The sequence below is a fragment of the Paenibacillus sp. N22P23 genome (assembly GCF_059383735.1).
The window spans coordinates 89448-112592 of sequence record NZ_JBXENT010000006.1; the positions used below are offsets into that span (position 1 = coordinate 89448).

The following is a 23145-nucleotide window of genomic DNA, read 5'->3' on the forward strand; positions in this document are numbered from 1 at the left end:
TCATAGATGACAAATCGGTTACTGACCGCTACGGACCTTAAGGTTTCTTTCTTTACCCGCGAGGGGGAGAATCAAGCTGTCCGCGGCGTCAGCTTTCATATTGATGCAGGGGAAACCGTCGGCATCGTCGGCGAGTCCGGCAGCGGCAAAAGCGTGACAGCCAAGGCGCTGATGGGACTAATTCCGCCGCCGGGCAAGGTGCTTCAAGGGGATATTACGTTTGATGGGCAGTCCATCGCCGATTTGACGGAGAAAGAATGGCGCAAGCTGCGCGGCAATCGGATCGCGATGGTGTTCCAGGACCCGATGACGGCGCTCAATCCCGTGCAGCGTATTGGCGATCAGATGGCAGAGGTCATTCAGCGGCATCGCGGTTTGAAGCCAAAAGCCGCGCTAGCCGAAGCCATCGAAATGCTGCGTCAAGTCGGCATTACGGAGCCGGAGCGGCGCGTGCGCCAATACCCGCATGAATTCAGCGGCGGTATGCGTCAGCGGGTTATGATCGCGATGGCGCTATCTTGCCAGCCGGAGCTATTGATTGCCGATGAGCCGACGACGGCGCTCGACGTGACGATTCAAGCGCAAATTCTGGATTTGCTCAAGGAACTGAAGGAGCGCTCCAAGACGGCAGTCGCGCTCATTACACATGATTTGGGTGTAGTGGCGCAGGTGTGCAGCCGCGTTGTCGTCATGTACGGCGGCATGGTGATGGAGGAAGGACCGGTAGAGCAAATATTCTACAGTCCGCAGCATCCTTACACGCAAGGACTGCTTCGTTCCTTGCCGAAGCCTGACAAGGGCTCCAAGGAACGGCTGGTCCCGATCGACGGCACACCGCCGAATCTATTGGACCCGCCGCCGGGCTGCCCATTCATGGAGCGCTGTCCGCATGCCATGTCCAAGTGTGCAGAGCTGCCTCCGGTCACCGAGGTTTCGCCGGGGCACCGATCGCTGTGCTGGTTAACGGTTGATAAGGAGGGCGGCAACCATGAGTGAGCGACGCGATGATTTGCTAGTAGAAGTGCGAGGACTGAAGAAGCATTTCACGAAGAGTACAGATGTGTGGGGCAGACCGACCGAGGTACTGAAGGCCGTTGACGGCGTCAGCTTCGGCATCAAGCGCGGGGAAACATTCGGCCTTGTCGGCGAGTCCGGCAGCGGTAAGTCTACTGTCGGCCGATGCTTGCTTCGGCTGTATGACTATACGGCTGGCGAGGTTCACTTTGACGGTCATGAGCTGTCATCGCTTGGCGAGCGGCAGTTGAAGCCGTTCCGCCGCCGCATCCAGTCGATTTTTCAGGATCCGTATTCGTCGCTTAATCCCGGAATGAACGTGCTTGAGCTGATTGGGGAGCCTATGGATATTCACGGGCTGCATCGCGGTGCCGAACGTAAGGATGCCGTGGCTGGGCTGCTCGAAAGGGTTGGACTGAAGCGAGAGCATCTGCTTCGTTATCCGCACGAGTTCAGCGGCGGTCAGCGTCAACGGATTTCGATTGCCAGAGCCTTGTCTGTACGACCTGATTTTGTCGTATGTGACGAGCCGATCTCGGCACTCGACGTATCCGTTCAGGCGCAGGTCATTAACATGCTGGAAGATTTGCAGCAGGAGTTTGGATTAACGTACCTCTTCATTGCCCATGACTTGTCGATGGTGCGGCATATTTCGGATCGGATCGGCGTGATGTACGGCGGCCGGTTGGTCGAAGTGGCTTCAAGCGAGGAGCTGTACGAGAACCCGCTGCACCCTTATACGAAGGCGCTGCTTTCTTCGATCCCGGTACCGGACCCGCGTGCAGTAAACGAGCGAGTGATCTGGACGAAGGAAGCCGGGTCAGTCGTGCCGGATTTGCGGGAAGTAAGCCCAGGACATTTTGTGGCGCTGGATTAAATCGGATTGATGATAGATACAGCAGGGAGGAAATCATGATGGCAGCAGAAGGAACGGAACGGGTGAAATTATCCCAATGGGACGCGATGCTGATTGAATCGCTGCGTGTACTGGGCTGGTCGGACGAGGAGCTGATTCGTCGCACTCATCAAGGCGACCTGCCGAAGGATGACACCAGCATCTACGAGTTTAACTACGAAGAGCTGGCGGCTTTCGCTGCCAAAGAACCTGCAACGTTCGAAGCAGCGGTGCGCTCCGGGTATCAAATCAAGTACAATACCATTCGCGGCATCCGCAGCTGGATTGCCATTGCTTTCGCTCAGGAGCCTGAGCTGGTGCTGGAGGAAGGCCGCGAAGCGGTGAATGCGGCGTTGACGCCGGCTGAGAAGGCGCGTCTGTCGTCTGTATTGTCGCATGGCTGGACGATTCTCGGCGGTGATGGCGACGTTCAGCAAGAAACAGGTACAGTGGTATATCAGATCGTGCCGCAGCCGCAGGCTTAAGTTTATAAAGTAACTCCATGAAGAGCTGTCCCAAAAGTGCGATTTATGACTTTTGGGGCAGCTTTTTGTGCTTGGTGGTGGTGTGGAGGTAGAGTGATTGACTCTAACGAATCGTACAGGGCTTATTTCGGCCGAATGAGCGTGTGTGAAATTCTAACGAATCCTAGGGGCCTTATTTGGTATCAAAATGCCCCTTGAAGCTCGAATTTCCCTAAATAGCGTCTCCACGATTCGTTAGAATTTTTTAGGGGCTGTTTTCGCCTAAATAAGGCTCCTACGATTCGTTAGCGCGAATGGCCAGGACTAATGTTGCAAGGTTGGTAACATTGCACCCGTTAGCTGCTGCTTCAGTAGTCTGCCTCAAGTTAGTGCAGCACTGGGAGCAACACATAAGCGGAAATCGCGAACAAACTGCGCAAGAGTAGCACTGGGAGCAACACAAACGGGAAATCGCCAACTAACTGCGAATGAGTAGCTCAGGGAGCGACACAAACGCGGAAAACGCGTACTAACTGTGCAAGAGTAGCTCAGTGAGCTACTCTTACACTAAAAACACCATCTCAGCTTCAGAATTGTCATAGCAGACTTCTCCTCACAGAGGAGCATGGGGCAGCTCTGCCGGCCTTATGTACCGGTCGCGGAACACGGAAGGCGTTACGCCTTCGGCAAGTCGGAAGCGCTCGATGTAATAGCTCGGCTTGGAGAAGCCCGCCTCAAGGGCGATCTGCTTCACGGGCTTGGACGTTGTGATCAGCATTTGCTTCGATAGCTCAATCCGCTGCATGTTCAAATACGTTAAGGGTGGCATGCCTATCTGCATGTGGAAGGTCCGGCTGAAGTAGGCCGGGCTTATTCCGCATTGATCGGCCAGCTTCTGCAGCGGCAAATCCTTGGCGCAGTTCATGCGCATGAATTCCGCAGCTCGACGGATGGCATGCACCAAGCCGGGCTCGCTTGGCGCGTTCAAGTCAACGGAATGAAGCAGAATGTCGAGCAGGATCTCATACGATAAGGCAGCATATCGTGGTACGTAGGCCATGTCGTTCTTGCTTGCTGCGTCCCAAAGCTCTTCCATGAGCGCGATCAGCCGCGTATTGCCCTCAAACGAGAAGGCCCATACATCACCGATGCGCTTATCGCCGATCAAATCCCGAATCCCTTCACCGCTCAAGTAGATCCACCACACTTCCCACGGGTCATCCGCGTACGTTCCGAAATGCTGATATTGATCCTCCGCATAGACGAATCCCATGCCGGGCTTCAGTTCAACGGATCCGACACTCGTTCGGAGCCACCCGCTGCCTTTTACAACAAAATGAATATTGTAGAAGTTCTGCCCATAACGCATGCCGTTAACATAGTGGTTCGGCTCATCGAAGATATGCCCAACGCCAATCGGGTAGGCCGGGAAACGGTTGAAATCAGGTTTGGCTAAAAAGTGGGCATCGTACATCTCCATCAGCTCCGCAAAAAGTTGGTATTTAAATCGCAAAAAACAGGTATCCGATACGCGATATTAATAGTATATATTGAGTTTATGAAAGACGAAATAACAAAATCATCATACTTCATAAGTGAAAGGACGATAATGAGGCATGGAATATACGACATTCGGACGAACGGGATTGAAGGTATCCAAGCTTGGCCTTGGAGGAGCGCCGATCGGAGGCGATTTCAAGGATGTGAATGAAGCGGAAATCGAGCGCGTCATTCACGAGTCACTGGATTTGGGCATTAATTTCATCGACACGGCACCGTTATACGGAGGCGGCGTGTCCGAAGAACGATTCGGCCGGGCACTCACTGGCGGGAGACGCGAGAAGATTGTACTCGCCACGAAAGCGGCGCGCTTCGATAAGGATTACGATTATGCAGGCATCATCAATTCTGTAGAAGAAAGTTTAAAGCGCTTACAGACGGATTATATCGATCTGCTTCAGCTCCATGATGTGGAGAAGAAACCGTATGACGTCATTATCAACGAAGCGATTCCGGCGATGCTGAAGCTGCGGGAGGAAGGCAAAATTCGTTTCCTCGGCGTAACGACGCGCAACTTGGATTTGCTGAAGCGCTATATGGAGACCGATGCATTCGACTCCATTCAATTCTACGCGCGCTATATGCTGCTTGATTATTCCGCTGCCAAAGAAATCATCCCACTCGCCAAAGCGAAGAACATTGCGGTTATAAACGGCAGTGTCTTAGGCATGGGCTTGCTGGCAGATGCGCCTGCGAAGTTTCTTAATGAAGAGCTGATCGGCGAAGCGGCTAGGCGTATGGAGAGTTTAGCGTTCCTGCGACGTACGGAGCCCAAAGGGCTGGTTGAACCGGGAATGCGTTTTAGCCTGCAAAATCCGGATATTCATGTCACCTTGACCGGTACTGCCTCAAGCAGCTCACTGCGCGCCAACATCTCCTATTGTGACGGCCAGGGCTTGGCACCAGAGGATCACAGCCGAGTGATGAGTTTATTTGCCGACAGCCCGTCCTTATTTGTCTAATCGAGACCACTACTAATTAACCATCTAAAGGAGCGTTTACGACCATGACCTATATTGTGAAAAACACCCATACGATTAGCGATGAATTGCTGGAGGAATTGAAGCTTGTTAGTGTAAGCACCGCTTCCCATACCCTTGTAGAGATGGGGTACCGCAACGCCTATATGCAAGGCATTATGCCGCTGAGTTTCCCTGAAGGTCAGGAAAGTGCAGTAGGTCGCGCGGTGACCTTGCGTTTCGTCCCCCTTCGCGAGGACCTCGTGAAGCAGCAGTATGATACACTTCCGGAATCGCCTCACCGAGTTGCGCTTGAGTCGATTACGCCGAATGATGTGCTCGTTATCGATACCGGCAGCCATATGGAAACAGGCGTTGTCGGGGATATTTTTACACGTCGTCTGCGTTACCTCGGTGGTCAAGCTATTATCGTGGATGGCTGTATCCGCGATTTGCAGCGGGTTAAGGCGGTTAATTTTCCAGTGCTGGCCAGAGGCGTTCACGGCGGCGCGATTCCGCGTTCCCTGATGTCGGTTGGTTTCAATGAACCGATTCGCTGCGGCGGGGTGTCTGTTGTGCCGGGCGATATTATTTTGGTAGACCGTGACGGGGCCGTAGCTATTCCGCCGCAATGCGTAGAGGAAATCGTCAAGATTGCAAGAGCTCATGACGAGCTGGAAGAACGCTGGATTAAGATGAAGCTGGACGAAGGCGCCTCACTGCACACCCATTACCCGCCTAACGCAGAAGCGAAGATCGAGTTCGAGAACTGGAAGAAGGAGAACGGCTATGCTTAAACTGCATGCTAATCTTGCTTTCTATGAGCCGCCGAAGTGGGCGCTGCTGGAACGACAGCTCATCGATCTGATGAATGACGCGGTAGAGCCGTTGCTGGAACGCTATATTCGTCCAGACGGCACGATTCTGTGGCCAACCACGGATACACATACCGGCATCGACGCGTTAGACGATATGTATGAGAGCTTTTTCAATTGGCCATTGTTCTACATTCTGGGCGGTCATGAGAAGTTCAAGACGTTATCGAAAAAGGAATTCGACGCGATTACGGCGCAATTCGCGCGTTACGATTCCGGTACCGGCCACAAGATGGTCGAGAAGGAATATGAGCAAGGCTACGACTGGTTCCACCAAGGCGAAGGGTATACGATGTTCTACCATATGGGCCTGATGGACCCAAATGACCCGGTCATCAAGGAACGGGCGAAGCAGTTTGCCGGACTATTCCTAAACGAAGACCCGGAAGCCATCAACTATGACCCGGAGCACCGTATCATTCCTTATCCGCACTCCGGAAGCAAGGGCGCGACGGACCGCAATTTCAAGACTCATTTTAGCGGCTGGTATTATATCGATTGGATGAGGCATTACGGGCTTCATTTCCAAGATGTGCCGGGCGTGACAACGCTTGATGATCTGAAGCATGACGAAGGTGCAATGGCGATGGGCAAGGCGATTGTCGAACGTGCCTCGCGCGGCGATATCCCGCTGAATTTGCTCGCCACAAGTATGGTAACGAATGCGTATTTGCACACAGGCGATCCCAAGTACAAAACGTGGGTCAAGGAGTACGTTGATGCTTGGATCGACAGGGCAAAGCAGAATGGCGGTCTGATTCCGGATAATGTCGGCTTGAACGGGATTATCGGGGAGCATAACGGCGGCAAGTGGTATGGCGGCTGGTATGGCTGGACTTGGCCGCATGGCTGGGTAAGCATTGGTCAGGGCGTTGGCGTAGCTGCGCAGAATGCACTCCTGCTGGAACGCGATCCTGCCTATATGGAATTTCTGCGCTCGCAGCTGACCATCATGAACGATAAGGCAATTGTTGCGGAGGATGGCACCCGCTATCTGCCTAATAAATTCGGCGATCCGGGTTGGTACGAATACACGACCTCGAATATTATTCTGGATGATGACGGGAAGACGGTGACGTGGAAAGACCACGCGTTTGAATTTACGACCATTGAGCCGTTCTATCCGACGCATCTCTGGTACATGTCGATGGAAGAATCCGACCACACGCTGCTCAAGTCGCTTCGCAATTACGCGAAGCCGGATTACAATCAAATCCGCTATTTCCGGAACAAGGACCAAGCCGGACATGATTATTGCTGGGTTTCCTATTTGGAAGGGGAGTATCCGAGCTATCCGGAAGAGATATTGAACTACAATTTAACTCAAATCTACCAGCGTCTGAGCTTCATGCGGACAGACACGGAGGATCCGGCCGGTTACCGGGATGATTACTTGCAAATTCGCAATACAGTGACGCTGGAAGGCTTACTCCAGCTTACGCTCGGTGCGCCGTCTCCGCTGTATAACGGAGGTCTGCTGCAGGCGAGGCTCCGTTATTACGATGCGGATGCTCGTCGGCCGGGATTGCCTGCCGATGTAGCTGCGCTTGTCGAGAAGCTGGAAGCGGACCGGACAACTGTGAAGCTGGTTAATCTTCACCCAACGCAGTCCCGCACTGTCATCTTGCAAGCAGGCGCATTCGGCGAGCATCAATTCACGGATGTGGCGTACACGGTATTTGGTGCTGCTGCAAGCGATGGCAGCAAGCTTAGTGCGTCCACGACAATGGAGAAGCTGCCTAGCGGCTTATACAATCCGCAAGCGGCAACAGCTGCTGCGGCGGTCAATGACAAATGGCTGCAAGTAACCATCGAACCAGGCAGCCATACGACGCTTGAGCTCGGTATGGCCCGTTTCGTTAATGATCCTTCCTATCAGGAGCCTTGGAGTGAATAACATGACAAATGAGATCGAGCGGATCATATGGATTTCTGCCATTAAGCCGGGCATGGAAGAGGCTTTTCTGACCGAGTTGGCGGAAGCGGATGCTTCATTAAAGGGGCGGCTGAAGCAACAAGGGGTAGAGACATGCAGCGTGTTTCGCGAAGGGCGGTATCTCTTTACGTACTTGGAGCAGCTGCAAGGCGGGGCAAGTGACAGCGATCGTGTAGAGCGGGCTCGCTTATGGGCTGCGGACGAGAAGCTGTCAGCTTTGCTGGAAACCTGGCCGGTCATCGGCGGGACGAATTCGTATGAGCTGCGTATGAACGATATTTTTCACGATGATCTTCCGCAGTCAGACGTGCCTTGGCGGCATCCGGACTACCGGCCAACGCAGCGAGTGGGCAGTCTGTCCAGGCTGAAGCCGGATCAGTACGCCAGCTATGTATTCTTGCATTATCAGCTGCAGGAAGAGAAGCCGAGACTGTTTAACAAATATTATATTATCGGCAGTCTGGGCGAATATATCTTCTCTTATCAGGAGCTCCCCGCGATCGTGGAGGCGCCTCGAAAGGGACTGCTGTCAACGAAGGAGACGCCGCCTGATTGGGGCGTGGCAATGGAGCCGCATTTTGAGCCGTGGACGGATAAACCGGATGCGGAGCGGCTTTGGTGTGTGATGGAAGAGCTGTTCTATATGGGCCGAGAATAGGCAGCTGCATAATAAAAAAACCTTACCTAGCTTGGAGGTGCAAACCGCCAAGCTAGGTAAGGTTTTTCTTATCGCCGATTAAGCCGATTGCTTATCGAATAAGTTGAACATGCTGTTGTAGATGACCGCAGAGAATGCGGCGAGGACGGCCAGCAACGTAAACGTCCATGTGAAGCCAATCCAGCTGGTAAGCGGAATCGTGAGTGGCGAGAGTGTCCTTCCGAGCGTGTAACGCAAGCTGGCAGCGGCAAAATATTGCCCGCGCATCTCTTCCGGCGCAAGCCTTGCGATGAAAGCTTGCTGCGGTCCTGCAGACATCAGCTCAGCCAATGTGAAGATGGCAATCGCCAGCGTGAAGCCCCAGAAGCCGGACATGAGACCAAACATCTGAATGCCAACAGCATAAAGTAAGGCGCCGCCAATAAAGATATAGCGATCGCGGAATCCGACAATCCACTTGGTCACCATCACGGTGAAGATGGCGACGAGCAGTCCGTTCTCCGATACAATCAGGCCAAACAACTGTTGACCGGTGACTTCCAGATGCCAGTCCTTGAACGAGAAGATCGTTGCCTGCTGAATGGTTTCCTTCAAGAAGACAGGGAACAAGAGATCGAGCTGCATGAACGTTTGCGAGAGCAGAACGCCGGCTATGGTGAAGAGCAGGAAGACGCGGTCCGACGCGATAACCTTGTAGTCCCTCAGCTGTACAGCGACTGCGCGGTACCAAGGATCGCCGGCATTAGAGCGTTTGCGCTCGGCTAATTTCTCCGGCAGTGTTTCCTGCAAGCGGTAGTTCATGAAGAGCGCGAGCAACATACAGATAATGGATGCTATGACCAGGACCGAATAGGGATTGTCTTCATAGAGGAGTGACCCGAGCAGCGGTCCGACAACGACGGCCATGTTGGCTGCTGTGTAGAAGATGGCGAAGACACTCGCCTGATGTTTCTCCTCGATAACATCGGCAACCATCGCTTGGCTGGCTGGCCAGTACAAAGCGCCGAAGAAGCTCGCCATCGTGAAGCCGATGAACCCCAGAATCGGCATCGACAGCCCCGGAGATGCGGCAGCAGCGAAAAGTCCATAGCCGACAGCTTGTCCGTAAGCGGCAAAAACCATCATTCGCTTGCGTCCGAAACGGTCCGCGCAGTAGCCGCCGAGCAAATTCGCAAATACGGATAACAGCTGCGACAAAACGAGGAGGATGCCGGTCCAGCCTTTGCCGAACTCGCGGGTGAAATAGATGGAGAGGAACGGAAAGAACGTCCAGAAAATAACGTTAAAAGCAGCTTCTCCGCCTAGGCGGATTTTTAAATTTGAATCCCAATCTCTGATTTTCATGTTGTGCAAATCCCTCTGGTTCTAAGTGTTTAACCATCATACACCTTCTATTCATCTTGAAACAACAAGAAATGGCTGTCATAATTGAACGAACAGTACAAATAAGCAGAGGTGTCTATGTCCAGCGATACGTCTTATACGACCGAAGAAATAGCCAAACTGCTCAAAATATCCAAGCTCACCGTGTATGATCTAATCAAGAAAGGCGAGCTCCCTTCTTATCGGGTCGGGAAGCAGATCCGCGTAGATGCTTCCGCTCTTGACGTGTATAAGCATCGGGCAAAAGGAACCGCAGCCCCTGTTCAAGGAGCTTCGCAGCAGGGGATCAGGTCGTCGGCTTCGTCTCTCCCGTATGCACCGAGTGCAGCTTCAGAACGCTCGCTTGTCATTACCGGCCATGATATCAGCCTAGACATGCTGAGCAAGCACATCGAGAAGCAACTGCCCGGCTTCCGGCCGCTGCGTTCCTTCGTCGGCAGCATGGACAGTTTAATCTCCATGTACAAAGGTGAATCCGACATCGTAAGCACTCATTTGCTTGACGGTGACACAGGCACTTATAATTTGCCCTACATTCGAAAACTACTTGTCGGCAAGCCGGTTGTTGTCGTGCATCTGCTTGCGCGTATGGCCGGCTTCTATGTCAAACAGGGGAACCCGAAGCAGGTGAAGGCATGGGCGGATTTGAGTAAACCCGGACTGCGCATCGTCAATCGCGAGCAGGGCTCAGGTGCGCGAGTACTGCTGGATGAGCAGCTGAGGCTGCAGGGGATTTCGGCGCAGCAGCTTGACGGCTATCAAGATGAAGAGCACAGCCATCTGGCGATTGCCGGCAAAATCGCCGCAGGCGAAGCTGATGTCGGCGTTGGCACCCAGCAGGCAGCAAGCATAGTCGGAGGCGTCGATTTCGTGCCGCTCATTCAGGAGCGTTACGATCTGGTTATGCTCAAGCGATCGGATAACCTGAGGTGGATTGAGACGGTTGTGCAGATCCTGCAATCCGAATCTTATCAGAGCGAGCTGCGGAGCATGCGTGGCTACGATTTGCAGGAGACCGGCCGGGTTCTATTGGATACCTAAACAAACGAAGAACCCCTCGCTGCGTACGGAATGCGCACGCCGAGGGGTTTTGTTTGCTATGCCAAAAATCCCCTTCACCTCGCAGCGCGTGAAGGCGAGGGGATTCCCATATTAATGATCTTCTTTCGTTAATCGATTGACGACCAGGAGCATGATAAAGGAGAGCACCACCATGGAGCCGGCCCACGCCCATGCCATCCGCATGCTGCCTCCGTCCATCGCAACATAGATGGCGGTAGGGATCGTTTGCGTTCTGCCCGGAATATTTCCCGCGATCATAAGCGTTGCTCCGAATTCGCCGAGCCCGCGCGCGAAGCCCAGAATATAGCCGGTCGTCACGGAGCGAAAAGCAAGCGGAAGCGTAATGTAGCGAAAGACCTGCCACTCTGACGCTCCGTACACCCTTGCCGAATTTTCCAGTGAGCGGTCTATTCCCTCAAAGCCGGCTTTCATTGTACGATAAGCTAGCGGAAACGCGACAACTACAGCAGCGATGACTGCAGCTTCCCAAGTAAAGATAATCGGGCCGCCGAACAGCTTCTCATAGAGCTTGCCGGGCCAGCTTCGTCGTCCGAAGACAACGAGCAGGACGAAACCGATGACCGTTGGCGGCAGCACAAGCGGAAGCATCAGAATTGCATCGACGATGCTCTTGCCGAAGAATCGCGCACGGGCCATCCGCCCAGCGATGAGGACGGATAGCAGCAGCATGATGACGCTGGCGATCAGCGAGACTTGGATGGAAAGCGATATGGGTTCAAGAAAGGTTGGCCAATCCATGGTTCATCATCCTGACTTATGGCAGCATAAAGCCGTATTTGACGAATATAGCATCAGCCTTGCTGCCTTGTAAATACGTATAGAAATCAGCAGCTTCTTTCAGATGTTTCGTATCTTTCACGATACCGGCCGGGTAAAGAATCGGCTTATGAACACCTGGGATAATACGAAGAGCCACTTTTACTTTTTTCGAAGTGAGCGCATCGGTTTTGTAAACGAATCCGGCATCCACATTCCCAGTCTCAACGTAAGTCAGCACTTGACGAACATCTTTAGCGTAGACAAGTTTGGACTCCAAGGAATCCCATACTTTGCGAGTAGTTAATGTGTCTTTCGCATATTGACCGGCCGGAACGGATTCCGGTTGACCAATTGCAATGGTTTTAATGTCTTTATCCGTCAATTGCTTAACCGTATTGAAAGCTTTCTTGCTAGTGGTTGGCACGACCATGACAAGCTCATTCTTCAGCAGCAGCGAACTGCGTTCAATTAGCTTTGCATCACTTAATGCGTCCATTTGTTTCTGGCCAGCGGAGAGGAACAAATCAGCAGGTGCGCCTTGCTCGATTTGCTTCTGCAGCGTACCGGATGAACCCAGGTTAAACACCAAGTCAATTGTAGGATGGCTGGCTTCATAGCCTTTCTCAATTTCAGCAAGGCTGTCTTTCAAGCTTGCAGCAGCGGAAACAAGCAGCTCTGTTTTCTTCGAAGCAGCGATTGCAGGTTGTGCCGTTGCAGCAAGCAGAGCTACGGGCAGGGCGATGCTCAGCATCAATTTCGACATGCGTTTCAACATAAATAATAACACTCCATTTCATCGTCTATGAAGTCATCTATGTGATGTATCGTAACATAGTAGACTACTGATTTGAATCTCTATTTTATATTTAGAACTATTTAGTATGGTTTAGTTATAAGTGGTATGTGAGCTCATCTGAATGATCGGGAGAAGAGATCCTAGTGAATAGACATAAAAGTCGTAAGCTGCTTGTTATTGGTGTCGGTTTTATTTTTGCAATCATGTCGTTCACCGTTGGTGTGAACCAGCTTCTTACCTACAAGAAAGCGACTGTTGTTTTTGCCTCCGGTGAGGAGTCCGAGGTTCAAATTCCGGTGCTCTGCTATCATTCCATAACGGATCAGAAGACAGGGGAGTATGTGGTCAGTCCGGCTCACCTTGAGGAACAGATGCAGTGGCTGCACGAACAAGGCTATCGGAGCATCAACCTGAGTCAGTTTGATCTATTAATGAAAGGGGAAATGTTAAACGACGGACGAAATGTGCTGATCACGTTCGATGACGGCTATAAGGACAACTATACGAATGCGTATCCGATCTTGAACAAATATGGCTATGTGGCTGTGGAGTTTCTGGTCACTAACTGGGTTGGCGGGCCGGACTATATGAATTGGAGCGAGGTAGACAAGCTTAGCAGCGGCGGTTGGGATCTTATGTCGCATACGAGGACGCATCCGTATTTGCCTCTTCATACGACGAAGGGCCAGATTGATGAAATTGCCGGTTCTAAAGCGCTGCTTGAGAAGCACTTGTCCAAATCCGTTCCTGTCATTGCTTATCCGTATGGATTGCGCAGCTTTGAGACCGTGAAGATCGTCAAGGACAGCGGATATGATTACGCGTTTACGTTCGATGACGGCATGACGACCTCGTTGCAAAATCCCTATTTGCTGAAGCGATTGTTCATCTCAGGGGAGATGGATTTATCTGCGTTTAAGCAGAAGATGGAGCCGGGGGACCGCTGATAAATATAATGAAAAAGAACCTTCAACGCCACTGCTGCAGTGAGTTTGGAGGTTCTTTCTTTGCCATCTATTCGATTGGTTCGTTTGTGTATCCGTGAAAGAATTGTCCGCTCTCGAGTTGATTTACGAATTGCTGCAACCATTCGTAATAACGTACGGCATGCTTCAATTTATGGAGGTCTTGGAGACATAACATTCGCTCTTCCTCCGAGGTATCGAGCTCGAGGATCATCTCCGATAAGGAAGGGAACACTTCGTCAATAGCACCGCGCATGACATCAATTTCCCGTTGCAGCTTCGCTGCGAAGAATTGCTGGAACGCTTTGAAGAAATCCGCTTCAACTTCATAGAGGTCTTTACGATCAGCCTTCTCTTCCAGTTTGACCATCATCTTGGAATCGATTAATGCGCGAACGGCGTAGCTCATGTTGCTCTTGCTCATGTTCATGCTGGCCTGCATTTCTTCTTGCGTCATGGGCCGATCCTCGAAGAGCATAATGCCGTAGAGCTGGCCGAAGGAATAATTAACGCCGTACAAGTCCATGGTTTTGGCGATGGCATCGATGACCTTTATGCGAAACTGCTCGCGCGGCGACACCGGTTCTTTCAGTTTCCCCGAAGTTACTTTCTTCACGTTCTCCGCCTCCGACTCCGAATGGTACAAGGGTTCCGTGAAATTATACCAAACCGAAAGCGGAAACGAAATAACCACACTATTACTGTTCAAAAATTATTGAATTTAAGTTATAATATAACCAAATAAGTCTATTTCCAATTAAAATTAAATATTTATTGAACGAACTGCAGTTAAATAGTAGAGGGGACGACGACTTGAATCAATTGACAGCAGCAGGTGTCAGTTATCCGATTGATGCCATTTTATTTGATAAAGACGGCACGTTGATCGATTTTATCTTTACTTGGGGAAAATGGAGCGAGCATATGCTGGCAGCGTTCGCGGGCCAGCTCGAGGCTAACCAGTTGCCGCCGATGCAGCTCGATATCGCAACGCTATGGGGAACGTGCCACGCCTCGAATGGGGAAATCATCGATTACGATCGGAATGGTCCTCTTGCCATGGGCACGATTGATGATCTAGTTGCCGTGCTTGCATGGCAAGGTTATCTCGCAGGCATGTCATGGGCTGAGGCGAAGCTCGCCGTGCAGCAGTGCCGGCAATATGCGGATGAGCAGCTTAACGCGGCGCGTGCAGCTAAAGCACTTCCCGGCGTGATTCCATTCCTGGAACAATGCCGTGAACATGGCATTACACTCGCTGTCGTAACGGCGGATGAGACAGACGCTGCAGTCAAGCAGTTGGAGTGGCTGGGGCTCACGTCTTATTTTGCAGCAGTAATTGGTACGGATCAGGTGGAGCGGGGCAAGCCGTTCCCGGATATGGTAGAGCTGGCTTGTTCGAGGCTGTCGCTCTCTCCTTCGCGGGTAGCTGTCATAGGGGATACCAATGGCGATATGAAGATGGCCAAATTTGCCGGTGCGGCGGTTGCCATCGGTATTGCTGCCGACGCTAACGCTGATTCAGGAGCAAAGCTGCCGGGTGCAGACGCAGTTATCGTCTCGATGTCTGAATTGGCACTGCATAAGCAGCCATGATGAAAGGTGAGAACACCGTGGGTTGGATACTATTAGGGATAGCTATCTTCTTCGAGTTAACCGGTACGATATCGATGAAATTGTCAGCAAGTTTCACGAAGCTGATTCCTTCGATCATCATGTTTGTCTGTTATGCTGCGAGCTTCACTTTAATTAATTACGCGCTTGGTTATCTGCAGGTTAGCGTTGTATATGCGGTTTGGTCGGGCGTCGGCATAGTGCTGATTACGATTGCCAGTTATTTTATTTTCAACGAGAAACTGCCTCCGATCTCTTTCTTATGGATCGGTTTGATTCTCGTCGGTGTTATCGGTTTGCAGGTGAGTAGTAAGGGGCATTGAAACCGACTTAATAGGGGGATATTCGCATTCTATGGAAACGAAACTAAACCAAGAGCGGCAGGAGCGCCCTTTGCTCTCCTTCCAAGTCATTACGGACACGCATATTAACAATGATCCGGCGCATGAGCATAATCGCAATTTGGAGCGGGCCCTTGCGGATATTGCGGCACATGGTGAAGGAAGCTGCGGCATCATGCATGCAGGGGATTTGACGGATAACGGGTTTATCGAGGAGTATGAGGAGTTTTACCGGATTTGGAATGCGAGCAAAGAGGCGCTCCCGAAGCTATATGTGACGAGCGGTAATCATGATATTGGCGATGAGTGGCGGCACCACATGGAGCTGTTCTTAGCGCAAACCGGCATGACCGACATGTATCATGATCATTGGATTGACGGGTATCACTTTATCTTCCTCGGCACGGAGGAGGGGATCGGTCTGTACTGCACTTTATCGGAGGCGCAGCTTGCTTGGCTGGACGCGAAGCTGGGAGAAAAGGCTTCGCCTGATAAGCCGGTGTTTGTATTCCTGCATCAGCCGCTGAAGGATACTGTGGCAGGCTCGCTGGAAGCGCAGAACTGGTACGGCGTCACGCAGGACACAGAACTCAAAGCGGTGCTGGCGAAACATCGCCAAGCGATCATGTTCACCGGGCATACGCACTGGGAGCTGGATGCGCCGCATAATTTCTTCGACGGAGGCAGTCAGCTGCCGGCGATGTTTAATGCCGCTTCGACTGCGTATCTATGGACGGATGAGGATGAGCATAAGGATGGCAGTCAGGGCTATTATGTCGAAGTGTACGCCGATCGCGTACTCGTAAGAGGCAGAGACTTCGAACGCGGCGAATGGGTGCAAAGCGCGCAATTCCAAGTGAATTATCCGGTCTCATCTTAGTTGTTGCGGGGCACCTTAGCGGGTGCCCTATTTTGTTGTTGTCATTCCGCTGCTGTGGATGTATTATTTTACCAAGTTAATTGTCGGGAGGACGCTGCGAATGGCATTGTATAAGCAACGCTTGCAGACCGAAATCAGGAAACCCATTTCGATCGGGTATCAACTCTTTCTGCCTTCGGCGTATGACGAGCATGAGGAGAAGGAATGGCCGCTGATCGTATTTCTTCACGGCATTAATCGTCGCGGGGACGATCAGAGCGCACTTGATGGATATGGGCTGCCGGCGATTGCGGAGAGCCGAGGTATTTTCAAATTTGTCGTTGCAGCCCCGCAGTGCGGGACACATTCGTTCTGGCCTATCGAGCGGGATGGGGTGATGGCGATGATCGATCACCTCGTCGCTAACTGCCGAATCGACGAGCGGCGTATTTATTTAACCGGGTTTAGTATGGGCGGCAACGGTGTATGGGATCTGGCAGCTCGTTATCCGGAGCGGTTCGCGGCGGCGGCTCCGCTCTCCGGCTGGTATCAGCCCGAAGCGGCGGCCTTGCTGAAGGAGGTCCCAATCTGGGCGTTTCACGGCGAAGACGACGATGTTGTGCCGGTGAGCGGCACCCGCGATATGGTGAAGGCGCTTGAAGCGATCGGCGGTACGATCACCTTCACGTGCTACCCGGGGCTGAAGCATCCCATCATGAGTGAAACGTACCGGAATACGGAGCTGTATGCGTGGTTTTTGCAGCATGAACGTAGAGAGAACCCAGCCGATTAATTGCTGGGTTCTCCAATTTTATGTAAACGAATTACATAGTATGAAAATCGCCCACATGCTATATTAAGGAAGATTTTATATATCCTAGAAAATAGGGGTGGTGTGCTTGAATAAGAAGCTAATCCAAGGACTAATCTCTTTCTTGATTCTCACTCTCTTTACAGCTCAACCGCTGTTCGCAGCCGCCAAACCAACGAAGATTAAAGTGACTTTCGTTAGTGCTTCTTTAGTCGAGAATAATCATGTGGGCAATGAATGGTGGTCGGGCGGCACTGTAAATGGTAAGGAAGTCGGGGAAGGTCAATCGACAACACTGAGCTTGAAATCGACGGATGCCATTAAGTTAGTGGCTGGAGCGCAAGAACAGGATAAATATCCGGATAGTGGTGAAGCTACAACATCTATCAAAGTATCTTCCATTACCAAAACAATCACGAAGTCGCTGACAGTTTCCGTTGTTGAGAATCGTGGTCGCTACTCAGGGAATACGGCGAAATGGAAGTTTGTTTTTAAAATCGAGAAAGTTAAATAATCTTGGAACAAAAGAATCCAGGCCGGTGGCTGGGTTCTTTTGCGTGTAAGGGTATAGTCGGTTTGCAACCTTAAGTGTAGGGCGGCCGTCTGTTGAGGTAAAGGGGGAGGTCGTTTGACTAGAACCAATATCATATTGATTGCGCTGATCGCGCTGGCGTGTGCATTCTATGGAGGGTTCCTTCTCGGCTCGAATCAGAACAAGGCAGCAGAGCACACGGTTCAAGAAGCCATCGCTTCAAAATGGATCAAGGGGGAAAAACCTCCATTACCGAAGATCGTCATCGATGGGGAATCGATCCCTGTAAAACTGAGCGCCTACTCGTGGTGCGGCTCAGCCATTGGAGATTCGGTCTCTTGCACAAGTACGGACGCCTCCATTCCACAACTAGAACCCGTCGTCGTGAAAGGCGGTGCCCAGATTGAGCCAACCCCGCCGCAAGGGATTAAAGAATTCACTCTGACCAATACGAGCAAGGATTTCAACGGCGATCCCTACTACGTCCCTACCGCGAAAGGCGTGTACCTGTACCGCATCCACTGCGAATGGTTCCTGGACCAGGGGCAGGCTGATTTTTATTTCTCGGTTGAGGTGAAATAGATAGAAGAAGGCAACCCGTGATAGGTCTGCTTTATTGGTGGATACTGGGATTATTCGCTGCCATCACAGTGATTCCTCAGCAGACTTTCACTCTAACGAACCACAGAGGGCTTATTTGAGCCAAATGACCGCATTTGAAAATCTAACGAATCCTACAGGCGCTATTACGGGCTTTACTGCTCTATACTGCTCCAATTTCCCTAAATAAGGCCTCCACGGTTCGTTAGAATAATTTAGGAGCTTATTTTGCGGACATAAGGCCTCCACGGTTCGTTAGAGTTTTAGCGCGGCACATACATACAACTAACAAAAAAGCTTTCTCAAACACCGCCTAAAGCCAGCGGTACTTTTGAGAAAGCTTTATTTTCGAACCTGCTATCCGATCGTCCAATCCCGGCGCAGTGTGAACAAATCCTTCAGCGCATCGGTCGACAGCTCGGTGATCCAGCCCTCGGAGCTCGTAATGACGTTATCGCTGAGCTGCTGCTTGCTCTCCAGCATTTCGTCGATGCGTTCCTCCAGCGTGCCGAGCGAGATGAACTTATGCACCTGAACATCGCGCGTCTGGCCCATCCGGTAAGCCCGATCCGTGGCCTGGTTCTCTACCGCCGGGTTCCACCACCTGTCAAAATGGAACACATGGTTAGCCGCCGTCAAATTCAGTCCGACCCCCCCGGCCTTAATGGACAACACGAACACATTCGGCTGTTCCGCAGCCGGGAGCGACTGGGATTGAAACTGCTCAATCATCCGGTCGCGGCCTGTCTTGGACGTTCCGCCGTGCAGATAGAGCACCGGCTCCTGCAATTCCTGCCCCAGCACCCGCTGCAGCATCTGCCCCATCCCGATATACTGCGTGAAAATCAAACAGCGCTCGCCTTCCTCGCGGAGCTCTTTCACCATCGCGAGCAATCGTTCCAGCTTCGCCGAGCGGCCGATCAATGGCTCCGTCGCAAGCATCCCTTCCTCATCCGGCTCCGGAATCGGTTCCTTCGTGAGCAGCATCGGATGATCGCAAAGCTGCTTGAGCTGGGTAAGCGCAGCGAGAATGGCACCTTTGCGCTCGATTCCCTCAAGCGACTGCATCTTTTCCATCAATTGAGTAACCGACTGGTCATAGAGCGCACCTTGCTCCGCAGTGAGGTTAATGTAGGTTTTCATCTCATTTTTATCCGGCAAATCGAGCTGGATCGCCGGATCTTTCTTCTTGCGGCGAAGCATGAATGGCTTCACCAGTCTTTGCAAATCCTGCGTCCGTTCCTCATCGCGCGCCTTCTCAATGGCTTGGCTGAATTGTTCATTGAAGGTGCGCGAGCTTCCGAGATAACCGGGATTGATAAAATCATAAATCGACCATAGCTCGGACAGTCGATTCTCAATCGGTGTACCGGTCAGTGCAATACGGTGCCGGGCAGGGAAGCTGCGAACGGCCAAGGATTGTTTGGTTCCGGCGTTCTTAATGTTCTGTGCCTCATCGAGGCAGATGGTCGACCAATGAAAGCCGCTGATTGTATCCTGATCCAGCGATGCAGTAGCAAACGATGTGAGCACTAGATCTGCTTCCTTCGCCTCTGCGAGGAAAGCTTCACCGCTTTGCCGCTTGCTTCCGTAATGAAGCATGATGCGCAGCGAGGGAGCGAAACGCTGGAGCTCCTTCTGCCAGTTGCCGAGTACGGAAGTTGGACAAATAAGCAGAGAAGGCACTGTTTCGACACCATCACCGCCAAGTTCCTTCACATGCAGAAGATAGGTGATGAACTGAACGGTTTTACCAAGACCCATATCGTCCGCGAGGCAAGCTCCAAGACCGAAGCGGCGCAGGAAGGCAAGCCATGCAAAACCATCCCGCTGATAGCTGCGCAGCTCCGCCTGCAAACTATCAGGGACAGGGACCGAAGGCCATTCCGTCTGCTGAGTCAGCTGCGCCATAAGCTTCGTCAAATGCTCATTGAGCTCCACTTCAAGCTGAATACGTCCAGGATCTGTACCGCCACCGCTATCGCCAGCGCTCTCTGCTGAGGCACCATCCGAGCCATCCGCACCGTTCCCAAGCAAATGCAGCTGCATAATATCTTGAAAAGACAATCCGCTGCTGCGATCCACACTTGCCATCGCTTTGCGAATTTGTGCGAGAAGCACCGGATCCAGCGGCACCCAGCGGCCGCGGAAACGAACGAGCCGTTCACCGCGGGCAACAAGCTCCGCAAATTCCTCTTCAGTCAGATCGGTGTCCCCGATCGCGATCCGCCAGTCAAAATCTACGAGCGAATCAAGCCCGAACAACGAACCGCCGCCGCTTGTTCGATCGCCGCCTGCTCCGGAGCGAACCTTCGCCCGCAGTCGCGGCTTCCTGCGGCTGGCTGCTTCCCACCATGCGGGAAGCAGCACTTGCCAGCCCGCTGCGAGAAGCCGCTGGCTGCCCTCGGTCAAGAACTGCCATGCGGCATCATCGGTCATCGGGCAGTTCAGGACATCATCTTCTCCGCCGACAAGCCGCTCTGCAGGCAGGCTTGCCAGCAGATGCGTCAGCCATGCGGCCGAACGCTCGCGCACATGCGGCGACCATGAAGTCGGCCAAGAGCCTAGCGCTGAACCGTCCTTCGTCAGCCGCACCGGGACGAGAAGCGAGGGCTCGCGCTTATCTTGCAGCACTAGAGCGAGCTGCCAGTCTTCTTCGCCTTCATCCGGCTCAAGCAGCTGCAGCAGCGGTCGGAACGGCAAGGTATCTGCCTTCCAGCCGGAAGCGACAAGCCAGGCCTGTGCATCCATACCGGCTGTCGCCGATGCACGGTCCTTCGCGAAGAGCAGCGGGAAGTCGCGGCGCAAGTCGGCCGCTGTTTCTTCCGCTCCATAATAGCGGGCGTAGACTGCCGACGAGAATGCGGCGCGCAAGCCGGCGGAGAAAGCTTCATCCCCGCTTTCTTCATCTCCTACGCCTGCAACAGCCAGCAATCCATGCTGCTTAAACAGTTCGAGCGCCTCGGCATCCAGCTGTGCCTCGTCCCAGATCCACTGCAGCTTGCCGCTCTGGAAAGCTGCAAAGCTCGGCACATATTTTCGTTCCGTCAGACACGCGGCGAGAATAGGTGCCAGCGCCACCAGCGATGCCGCATCATTTTCCCAGTTCCACTCCATATGCTCCAGCAGCCGACGCTCGCCGAAGAAGGGAATGACCTGCTCCGAGGGGAGTACAACAAGCTCCATGTCCTGGACCTTCTCGATCTCCAGCTCCGTTCCGTAGAAGGAGGGCTCATGCCATGCGAACAGCCGATGCTTCACATATACGCCGGTTACGATGAAGCTCGGTACCGTGCCGTGAATGAGTGCATCGCCATGCGAAGTCAGGCTGACTTGAATCGAAATCGTCTCCGTGTACGTGCTCATGACAGCAGTCCTCCTTTCCGAAGCTCTTCTTGCAATGCGCGAAGGCGGCTGTGGCGTGCGGTAAAGGCGCTAATGAACAATTCCCAGCGCGCGTCCTGCTTCGTTTTCTTATATAGCTTGTTCAGACGTTTCAACAGCTTCACGGCAGCTTTATAGCTGTCTCTATTCTTCATCAGCACGTAGCGCTCAACAGCTTGATGGTAGAAAGGGAGCAGCAGCTCAGGCGCTTCTTTCTCGATTGGCTTCAGGACGCCAACCTTGAATTCAAGCGGCTCTTTGCCCGAGCTGATTTGATAATCCATCCACTGCTGCCATCTGCCATAGGACAGCAGCGCCTCCTCATAGAGACTGCGGGAATAGGGAAGCATGGCGCCAAGTGTCGCCCACATGCGCGGCTCCGCATCTTGAACATGCGTGAGCGCAGCCTCCCAATAGCCGCCATAGGAGTTGAAGTCATCGCTGCGGTAACGGCTAAGCATCGGACCGACCTGCTCCAGCCAGCTCACGAGCCTTGGCCATGCCTCAGCCTGAACGAGCGCTTCTAACAAAGGGTCCACTTGACCCGGCTGCAGGGATGCTCGTTTGCCTTCCGTTTTCAACAGCGCCCAAGCGTTCTCGTCTTGGTTCAGCTCGAAGAACATCAGACACTCCGCCAGCATCCAAGGCACGCGAGATAGATGCTGCCCATGCACGTCTTCAGCCTGTTGCAGCTCAAGCAATTCACCTTGCACCAGCTCCGTTTTGTCATCCAAGTTCGGCCGCATCCACTTCATCCAGAATACTTGATACAGCTTGGCAAAACAGTTTAAGCTTCGATCCTCCCTCAGCATATGCGTCCGCAAATAAGCCAGCGTTTCCTTCACACGCGGCCAATACTCTGACTCTGATGAAATCGGAAGCGGTTGGGCCAAACAGCGAAGCGCAGCTTCGAGCAGCTCATCCATCGCAAGCTGGGTATGATATCCCATGAAATGGCCGGAATGGCGCCAGTCTTCCTGAGCCGGCTTCACCAGCTTCTCCAGCACAAATAAGTAAGCATGCAGGTCAAAAAGCTGCTCAGGTATCAGTGAAAGAAGCGGCTTCATGTTTTGGATGCCCGTGAGCATTTCCTTAGCTTCCTGCAAGAAGCGAGGACTATGGTTAAAAGGGCCTAACGTTCTGCCAAACCGCGTATGCCACTCGGCAATGCTCAGGGTTGCGAGCTCATCCGCACTTAGTGTTGCGGGTCGAACTGCCGGCTGAGCCTTACCGCTGACTTTAGTGCCCTTAGCTGCGGCAGTGGCACTTGCAGTTGCCGTGGAGCGAGCATTCACAATGGCATTCACGGAACGTCCTTGCATGGCAGAGTAATAGAGCAAGACGGCGACAACATGCATACAGCGGCCGGTTTTTAAAGGACAAGAGCAAACACTGCTCGGAATATCATCCAGTTGCAGCGTTACATCGAACATGTCGGAGCCGTCTACTGCAGCCTCAACTAGTGCAGCTTCGGGCATCATGACCGAATGGACCCGATCCTGTTTATAATATTGAAAGCCTCGTTTGAGCGTGAGGTCGTCGAAATGCTTGCCCACCTGCAAGGTGAGCTCAGTCCACTCGGCATCATCGATGGAAAAAGGGAGTTTCATCGTCATAATTGGCGTCTCCTGCACGTGAATTCATAAACTGCAATCTA

The 23145-nt window shown here is 52.5% G+C and carries 22 protein-coding genes; 15 read left to right on the forward strand and 7 right to left on the reverse strand.

Going from position 1 to position 23145, the window contains the following annotated elements; translation table 11 throughout:
• The first annotated feature begins 6 nt into the window (after window positions 1–6).
• From AC506A_RS22305 to AC506A_RS22315, 3 genes are read left to right on the forward strand one after another with little or no spacing between them, the layout of a single operon-like run.
• Window positions 7–996: an ABC transporter ATP-binding protein gene (locus AC506A_RS22305; RefSeq protein ID WP_495463198.1), complete on the forward strand. Its 990-nt coding sequence runs from the start codon at window positions 7–9 to the stop codon at window positions 994–996.
• A complete protein-coding gene (locus AC506A_RS22310) occupies window positions 989–1891 on the forward strand; it encodes an ABC transporter ATP-binding protein (protein WP_495463199.1) in 903 nt (300 codons plus the stop codon). The genes AC506A_RS22305 and AC506A_RS22310 overlap by 8 nt, the downstream gene beginning before the upstream one ends.
• 38 nt (window positions 1892–1929) lie before the next feature.
• Window positions 1930–2394 (forward strand): hypothetical protein, encoded by a 465-nt coding sequence (locus AC506A_RS22315; RefSeq protein WP_495463360.1) that lies wholly within the window; start codon window positions 1930–1932, stop codon window positions 2392–2394.
• A gap of 592 nt (window positions 2395–2986) precedes the next feature.
• On the opposite strand, the gene AC506A_RS22320 is transcribed toward AC506A_RS22315, so the two are convergent.
• Entirely contained in the window at window positions 2987–3847 is an 861-nt protein-coding gene (locus AC506A_RS22320) for a helix-turn-helix transcriptional regulator (RefSeq protein ID WP_495463200.1), read from the reverse strand.
• A gap of 142 nt (window positions 3848–3989) precedes the next feature.
• Between AC506A_RS22320 and AC506A_RS22325 the strand changes: the two genes are divergently transcribed.
• Genes AC506A_RS22325 through AC506A_RS22340 form a run of 4 tightly spaced genes read left to right on the forward strand, consistent with a single transcriptional unit; the run spans window position 3990 to window position 8361 of the window.
• Window positions 3990–4895, forward strand: a complete 906-nt coding sequence (locus AC506A_RS22325; protein WP_495463201.1) for an aldo/keto reductase — start codon at window positions 3990–3992, stop codon at window positions 4893–4895.
• 44 nt (window positions 4896–4939) lie between these two features.
• Window positions 4940–5689 (forward strand): RraA family protein, encoded by a 750-nt coding sequence (locus tag AC506A_RS22330; protein ID WP_495463202.1) that lies wholly within the window; start codon window positions 4940–4942, stop codon window positions 5687–5689.
• Window positions 5682–7664: a DUF8034 domain-containing protein gene (locus AC506A_RS22335; protein ID WP_495463203.1), complete on the forward strand. Its 1983-nt coding sequence runs from the start codon at window positions 5682–5684 to the stop codon at window positions 7662–7664. Before AC506A_RS22330 ends, AC506A_RS22335 begins: the two co-directional genes overlap by 8 nt.
• Window positions 7657–8361 carry a hypothetical protein gene (locus tag AC506A_RS22340; protein WP_495463204.1) on the forward strand — a complete coding sequence of 235 codons (705 nt, stop codon included), beginning with the start codon at window positions 7657–7659 and terminating at the stop codon, window positions 8359–8361. The genes AC506A_RS22335 and AC506A_RS22340 overlap by 8 nt, the downstream gene beginning before the upstream one ends.
• Window positions 8362–8439: 78 nt before the next feature.
• On the opposite strand, the gene AC506A_RS22345 is transcribed toward AC506A_RS22340, so the two are convergent.
• Window positions 8440–9705 carry an MDR family MFS transporter gene (locus AC506A_RS22345; protein ID WP_495463205.1) on the reverse strand — a complete coding sequence of 422 codons (1266 nt, stop codon included), beginning with the start codon at window positions 9703–9705 and terminating at the stop codon, window positions 8440–8442.
• 117 nt (window positions 9706–9822) lie between these two features.
• Between AC506A_RS22345 and AC506A_RS22350 the strand changes: the two genes are divergently transcribed.
• Window positions 9823–10785 carry a substrate-binding domain-containing protein gene (locus AC506A_RS22350; protein WP_495463206.1) on the forward strand — a complete coding sequence of 321 codons (963 nt, stop codon included), beginning with the start codon at window positions 9823–9825 and terminating at the stop codon, window positions 10783–10785.
• 111 nt (window positions 10786–10896) lie between these two features.
• Here the strand turns inward: AC506A_RS22350 and modB are convergent, their stop codons facing one another.
• Window positions 10897–11565: a molybdate ABC transporter permease subunit gene (gene modB / locus AC506A_RS22355; protein WP_495463207.1), complete on the reverse strand. Its 669-nt coding sequence runs from the start codon at window positions 11563–11565 to the stop codon at window positions 10897–10899.
• Between the two features lie 16 nt (window positions 11566–11581).
• A complete protein-coding gene (gene modA / locus AC506A_RS22360; RefSeq protein ID WP_495463208.1) occupies window positions 11582–12361 on the reverse strand; it encodes a molybdate ABC transporter substrate-binding protein in 780 nt (259 codons plus the stop codon).
• Between the two features lie 164 nt (window positions 12362–12525).
• Between modA and AC506A_RS22365 the strand changes: the two genes are divergently transcribed.
• On the forward strand, window positions 12526–13329 hold the full coding sequence (locus tag AC506A_RS22365; protein WP_495463209.1) for a polysaccharide deacetylase family protein: 804 nt from the start codon (window positions 12526–12528) through the stop codon (window positions 13327–13329).
• A 67-nt stretch (window positions 13330–13396) separates the two neighbouring features.
• Here the strand turns inward: AC506A_RS22365 and AC506A_RS22370 are convergent, their stop codons facing one another.
• Window positions 13397–13963, reverse strand: coding sequence for a GbsR/MarR family transcriptional regulator (locus AC506A_RS22370; protein ID WP_495463210.1), 567 nt, complete (start codon window positions 13961–13963; stop codon window positions 13397–13399).
• A gap of 197 nt (window positions 13964–14160) precedes the next feature.
• Between AC506A_RS22370 and AC506A_RS22375 the strand changes: the two genes are divergently transcribed.
• The 6 genes from AC506A_RS22375 to AC506A_RS22400 all read left to right on the forward strand — a co-directional run bounded on the left by AC506A_RS22375 (window position 14161) and on the right by AC506A_RS22400 (window position 18086).
• A complete protein-coding gene (locus AC506A_RS22375) occupies window positions 14161–14943 on the forward strand; it encodes an HAD family hydrolase (RefSeq protein ID WP_495463211.1) in 783 nt (260 codons plus the stop codon).
• Window positions 14944–14960: 17 nt separating this feature from the next.
• Window positions 14961–15284 (forward strand): DMT family transporter, encoded by a 324-nt coding sequence (locus AC506A_RS22380; RefSeq protein WP_495463212.1) that lies wholly within the window; start codon window positions 14961–14963, stop codon window positions 15282–15284.
• A gap of 31 nt (window positions 15285–15315) precedes the next feature.
• Window positions 15316–16182 carry a metallophosphoesterase family protein gene (locus AC506A_RS22385; RefSeq protein WP_495463213.1) on the forward strand — a complete coding sequence of 289 codons (867 nt, stop codon included), beginning with the start codon at window positions 15316–15318 and terminating at the stop codon, window positions 16180–16182.
• Window positions 16183–16282: 100 nt separating this feature from the next.
• On the forward strand, window positions 16283–16954 hold the full coding sequence (locus AC506A_RS22390; protein WP_495463214.1) for a carboxylesterase family protein: 672 nt from the start codon (window positions 16283–16285) through the stop codon (window positions 16952–16954).
• Between the two features lie 106 nt (window positions 16955–17060).
• The gene (locus AC506A_RS22395; protein WP_495463215.1) at window positions 17061–17486 is read left to right on the forward strand and encodes a hypothetical protein; all 426 of its coding nucleotides are present in this window, start codon (window positions 17061–17063) and stop codon (window positions 17484–17486) included.
• A 114-nt stretch (window positions 17487–17600) separates the two neighbouring features.
• A complete protein-coding gene (locus AC506A_RS22400; protein WP_495463216.1) occupies window positions 17601–18086 on the forward strand; it encodes a hypothetical protein in 486 nt (161 codons plus the stop codon).
• A gap of 375 nt (window positions 18087–18461) precedes the next feature.
• Here the strand turns inward: AC506A_RS22400 and AC506A_RS22405 are convergent, their stop codons facing one another.
• Both AC506A_RS22405 and AC506A_RS22410 read right to left on the reverse strand, forming a co-directional pair.
• A complete protein-coding gene (locus AC506A_RS22405; protein WP_495463217.1) occupies window positions 18462–21470 on the reverse strand; it encodes a DEAD/DEAH box helicase in 3009 nt (1002 codons plus the stop codon).
• Window positions 21467–23104 carry an SWIM zinc finger family protein gene (locus AC506A_RS22410; RefSeq protein WP_495463218.1) on the reverse strand — a complete coding sequence of 546 codons (1638 nt, stop codon included), beginning with the start codon at window positions 23102–23104 and terminating at the stop codon, window positions 21467–21469. The genes AC506A_RS22405 and AC506A_RS22410 overlap by 4 nt, the downstream gene beginning before the upstream one ends.
• Window positions 23105–23145 lie beyond the last annotated feature (41 nt).

Excerpts from the sequence above, each read along its gene's own strand:
- modA (WP_495463208.1), bottom strand. The coding sequence starts at position 12,361 with ATGTTGAAACGCATGTCGAAATTGATGCTGAGCATCGCCCTGCCCGTA.
- AC506A_RS22390 (WP_495463214.1), top strand. The coding sequence starts at position 16,283 with ATGGCATTGTATAAGCAACGCTTGCAGACCGAAATCAGGAAACCCATT.
- AC506A_RS22385 (WP_495463213.1), top strand. The coding sequence starts at position 15,316 with ATGGAAACGAAACTAAACCAAGAGCGGCAGGAGCGCCCTTTGCTCTCC.
- AC506A_RS22410 (WP_495463218.1), bottom strand. The coding sequence starts at position 23,104 with ATGACGATGAAACTCCCTTTTTCCATCGATGATGCCGAGTGGACTGAG.
- AC506A_RS22325 (WP_495463201.1), top strand. The coding sequence starts at position 3,990 with ATGGAATATACGACATTCGGACGAACGGGATTGAAGGTATCCAAGCTT.
- AC506A_RS22345 (WP_495463205.1), bottom strand. The coding sequence starts at position 9,705 with ATGAAAATCAGAGATTGGGATTCAAATTTAAAAATCCGCCTAGGCGGA.
- AC506A_RS22405 (WP_495463217.1), bottom strand. The coding sequence starts at position 21,470 with ATGAGCACGTACACGGAGACGATTTCGATTCAAGTCAGCCTGACTTCG.
- AC506A_RS22305 (WP_495463198.1), top strand. The coding sequence starts at position 7 with ATGACAAATCGGTTACTGACCGCTACGGACCTTAAGGTTTCTTTCTTT.
- AC506A_RS22350 (WP_495463206.1), top strand. The coding sequence starts at position 9,823 with ATGTCCAGCGATACGTCTTATACGACCGAAGAAATAGCCAAACTGCTC.
- AC506A_RS22310 (WP_495463199.1), top strand. The coding sequence starts at position 989 with ATGAGTGAGCGACGCGATGATTTGCTAGTAGAAGTGCGAGGACTGAAG.
- AC506A_RS22330 (WP_495463202.1), top strand. The coding sequence starts at position 4,940 with ATGACCTATATTGTGAAAAACACCCATACGATTAGCGATGAATTGCTG.
- AC506A_RS22335 (WP_495463203.1), top strand. The coding sequence starts at position 5,682 with ATGCTTAAACTGCATGCTAATCTTGCTTTCTATGAGCCGCCGAAGTGG.
- modB (WP_495463207.1), bottom strand. The coding sequence starts at position 11,565 with ATGGATTGGCCAACCTTTCTTGAACCCATATCGCTTTCCATCCAAGTC.
- AC506A_RS22320 (WP_495463200.1), bottom strand. The coding sequence starts at position 3,847 with ATGTACGATGCCCACTTTTTAGCCAAACCTGATTTCAACCGTTTCCCG.
- AC506A_RS22315 (WP_495463360.1), top strand. The coding sequence starts at position 1,930 with ATGGCAGCAGAAGGAACGGAACGGGTGAAATTATCCCAATGGGACGCG.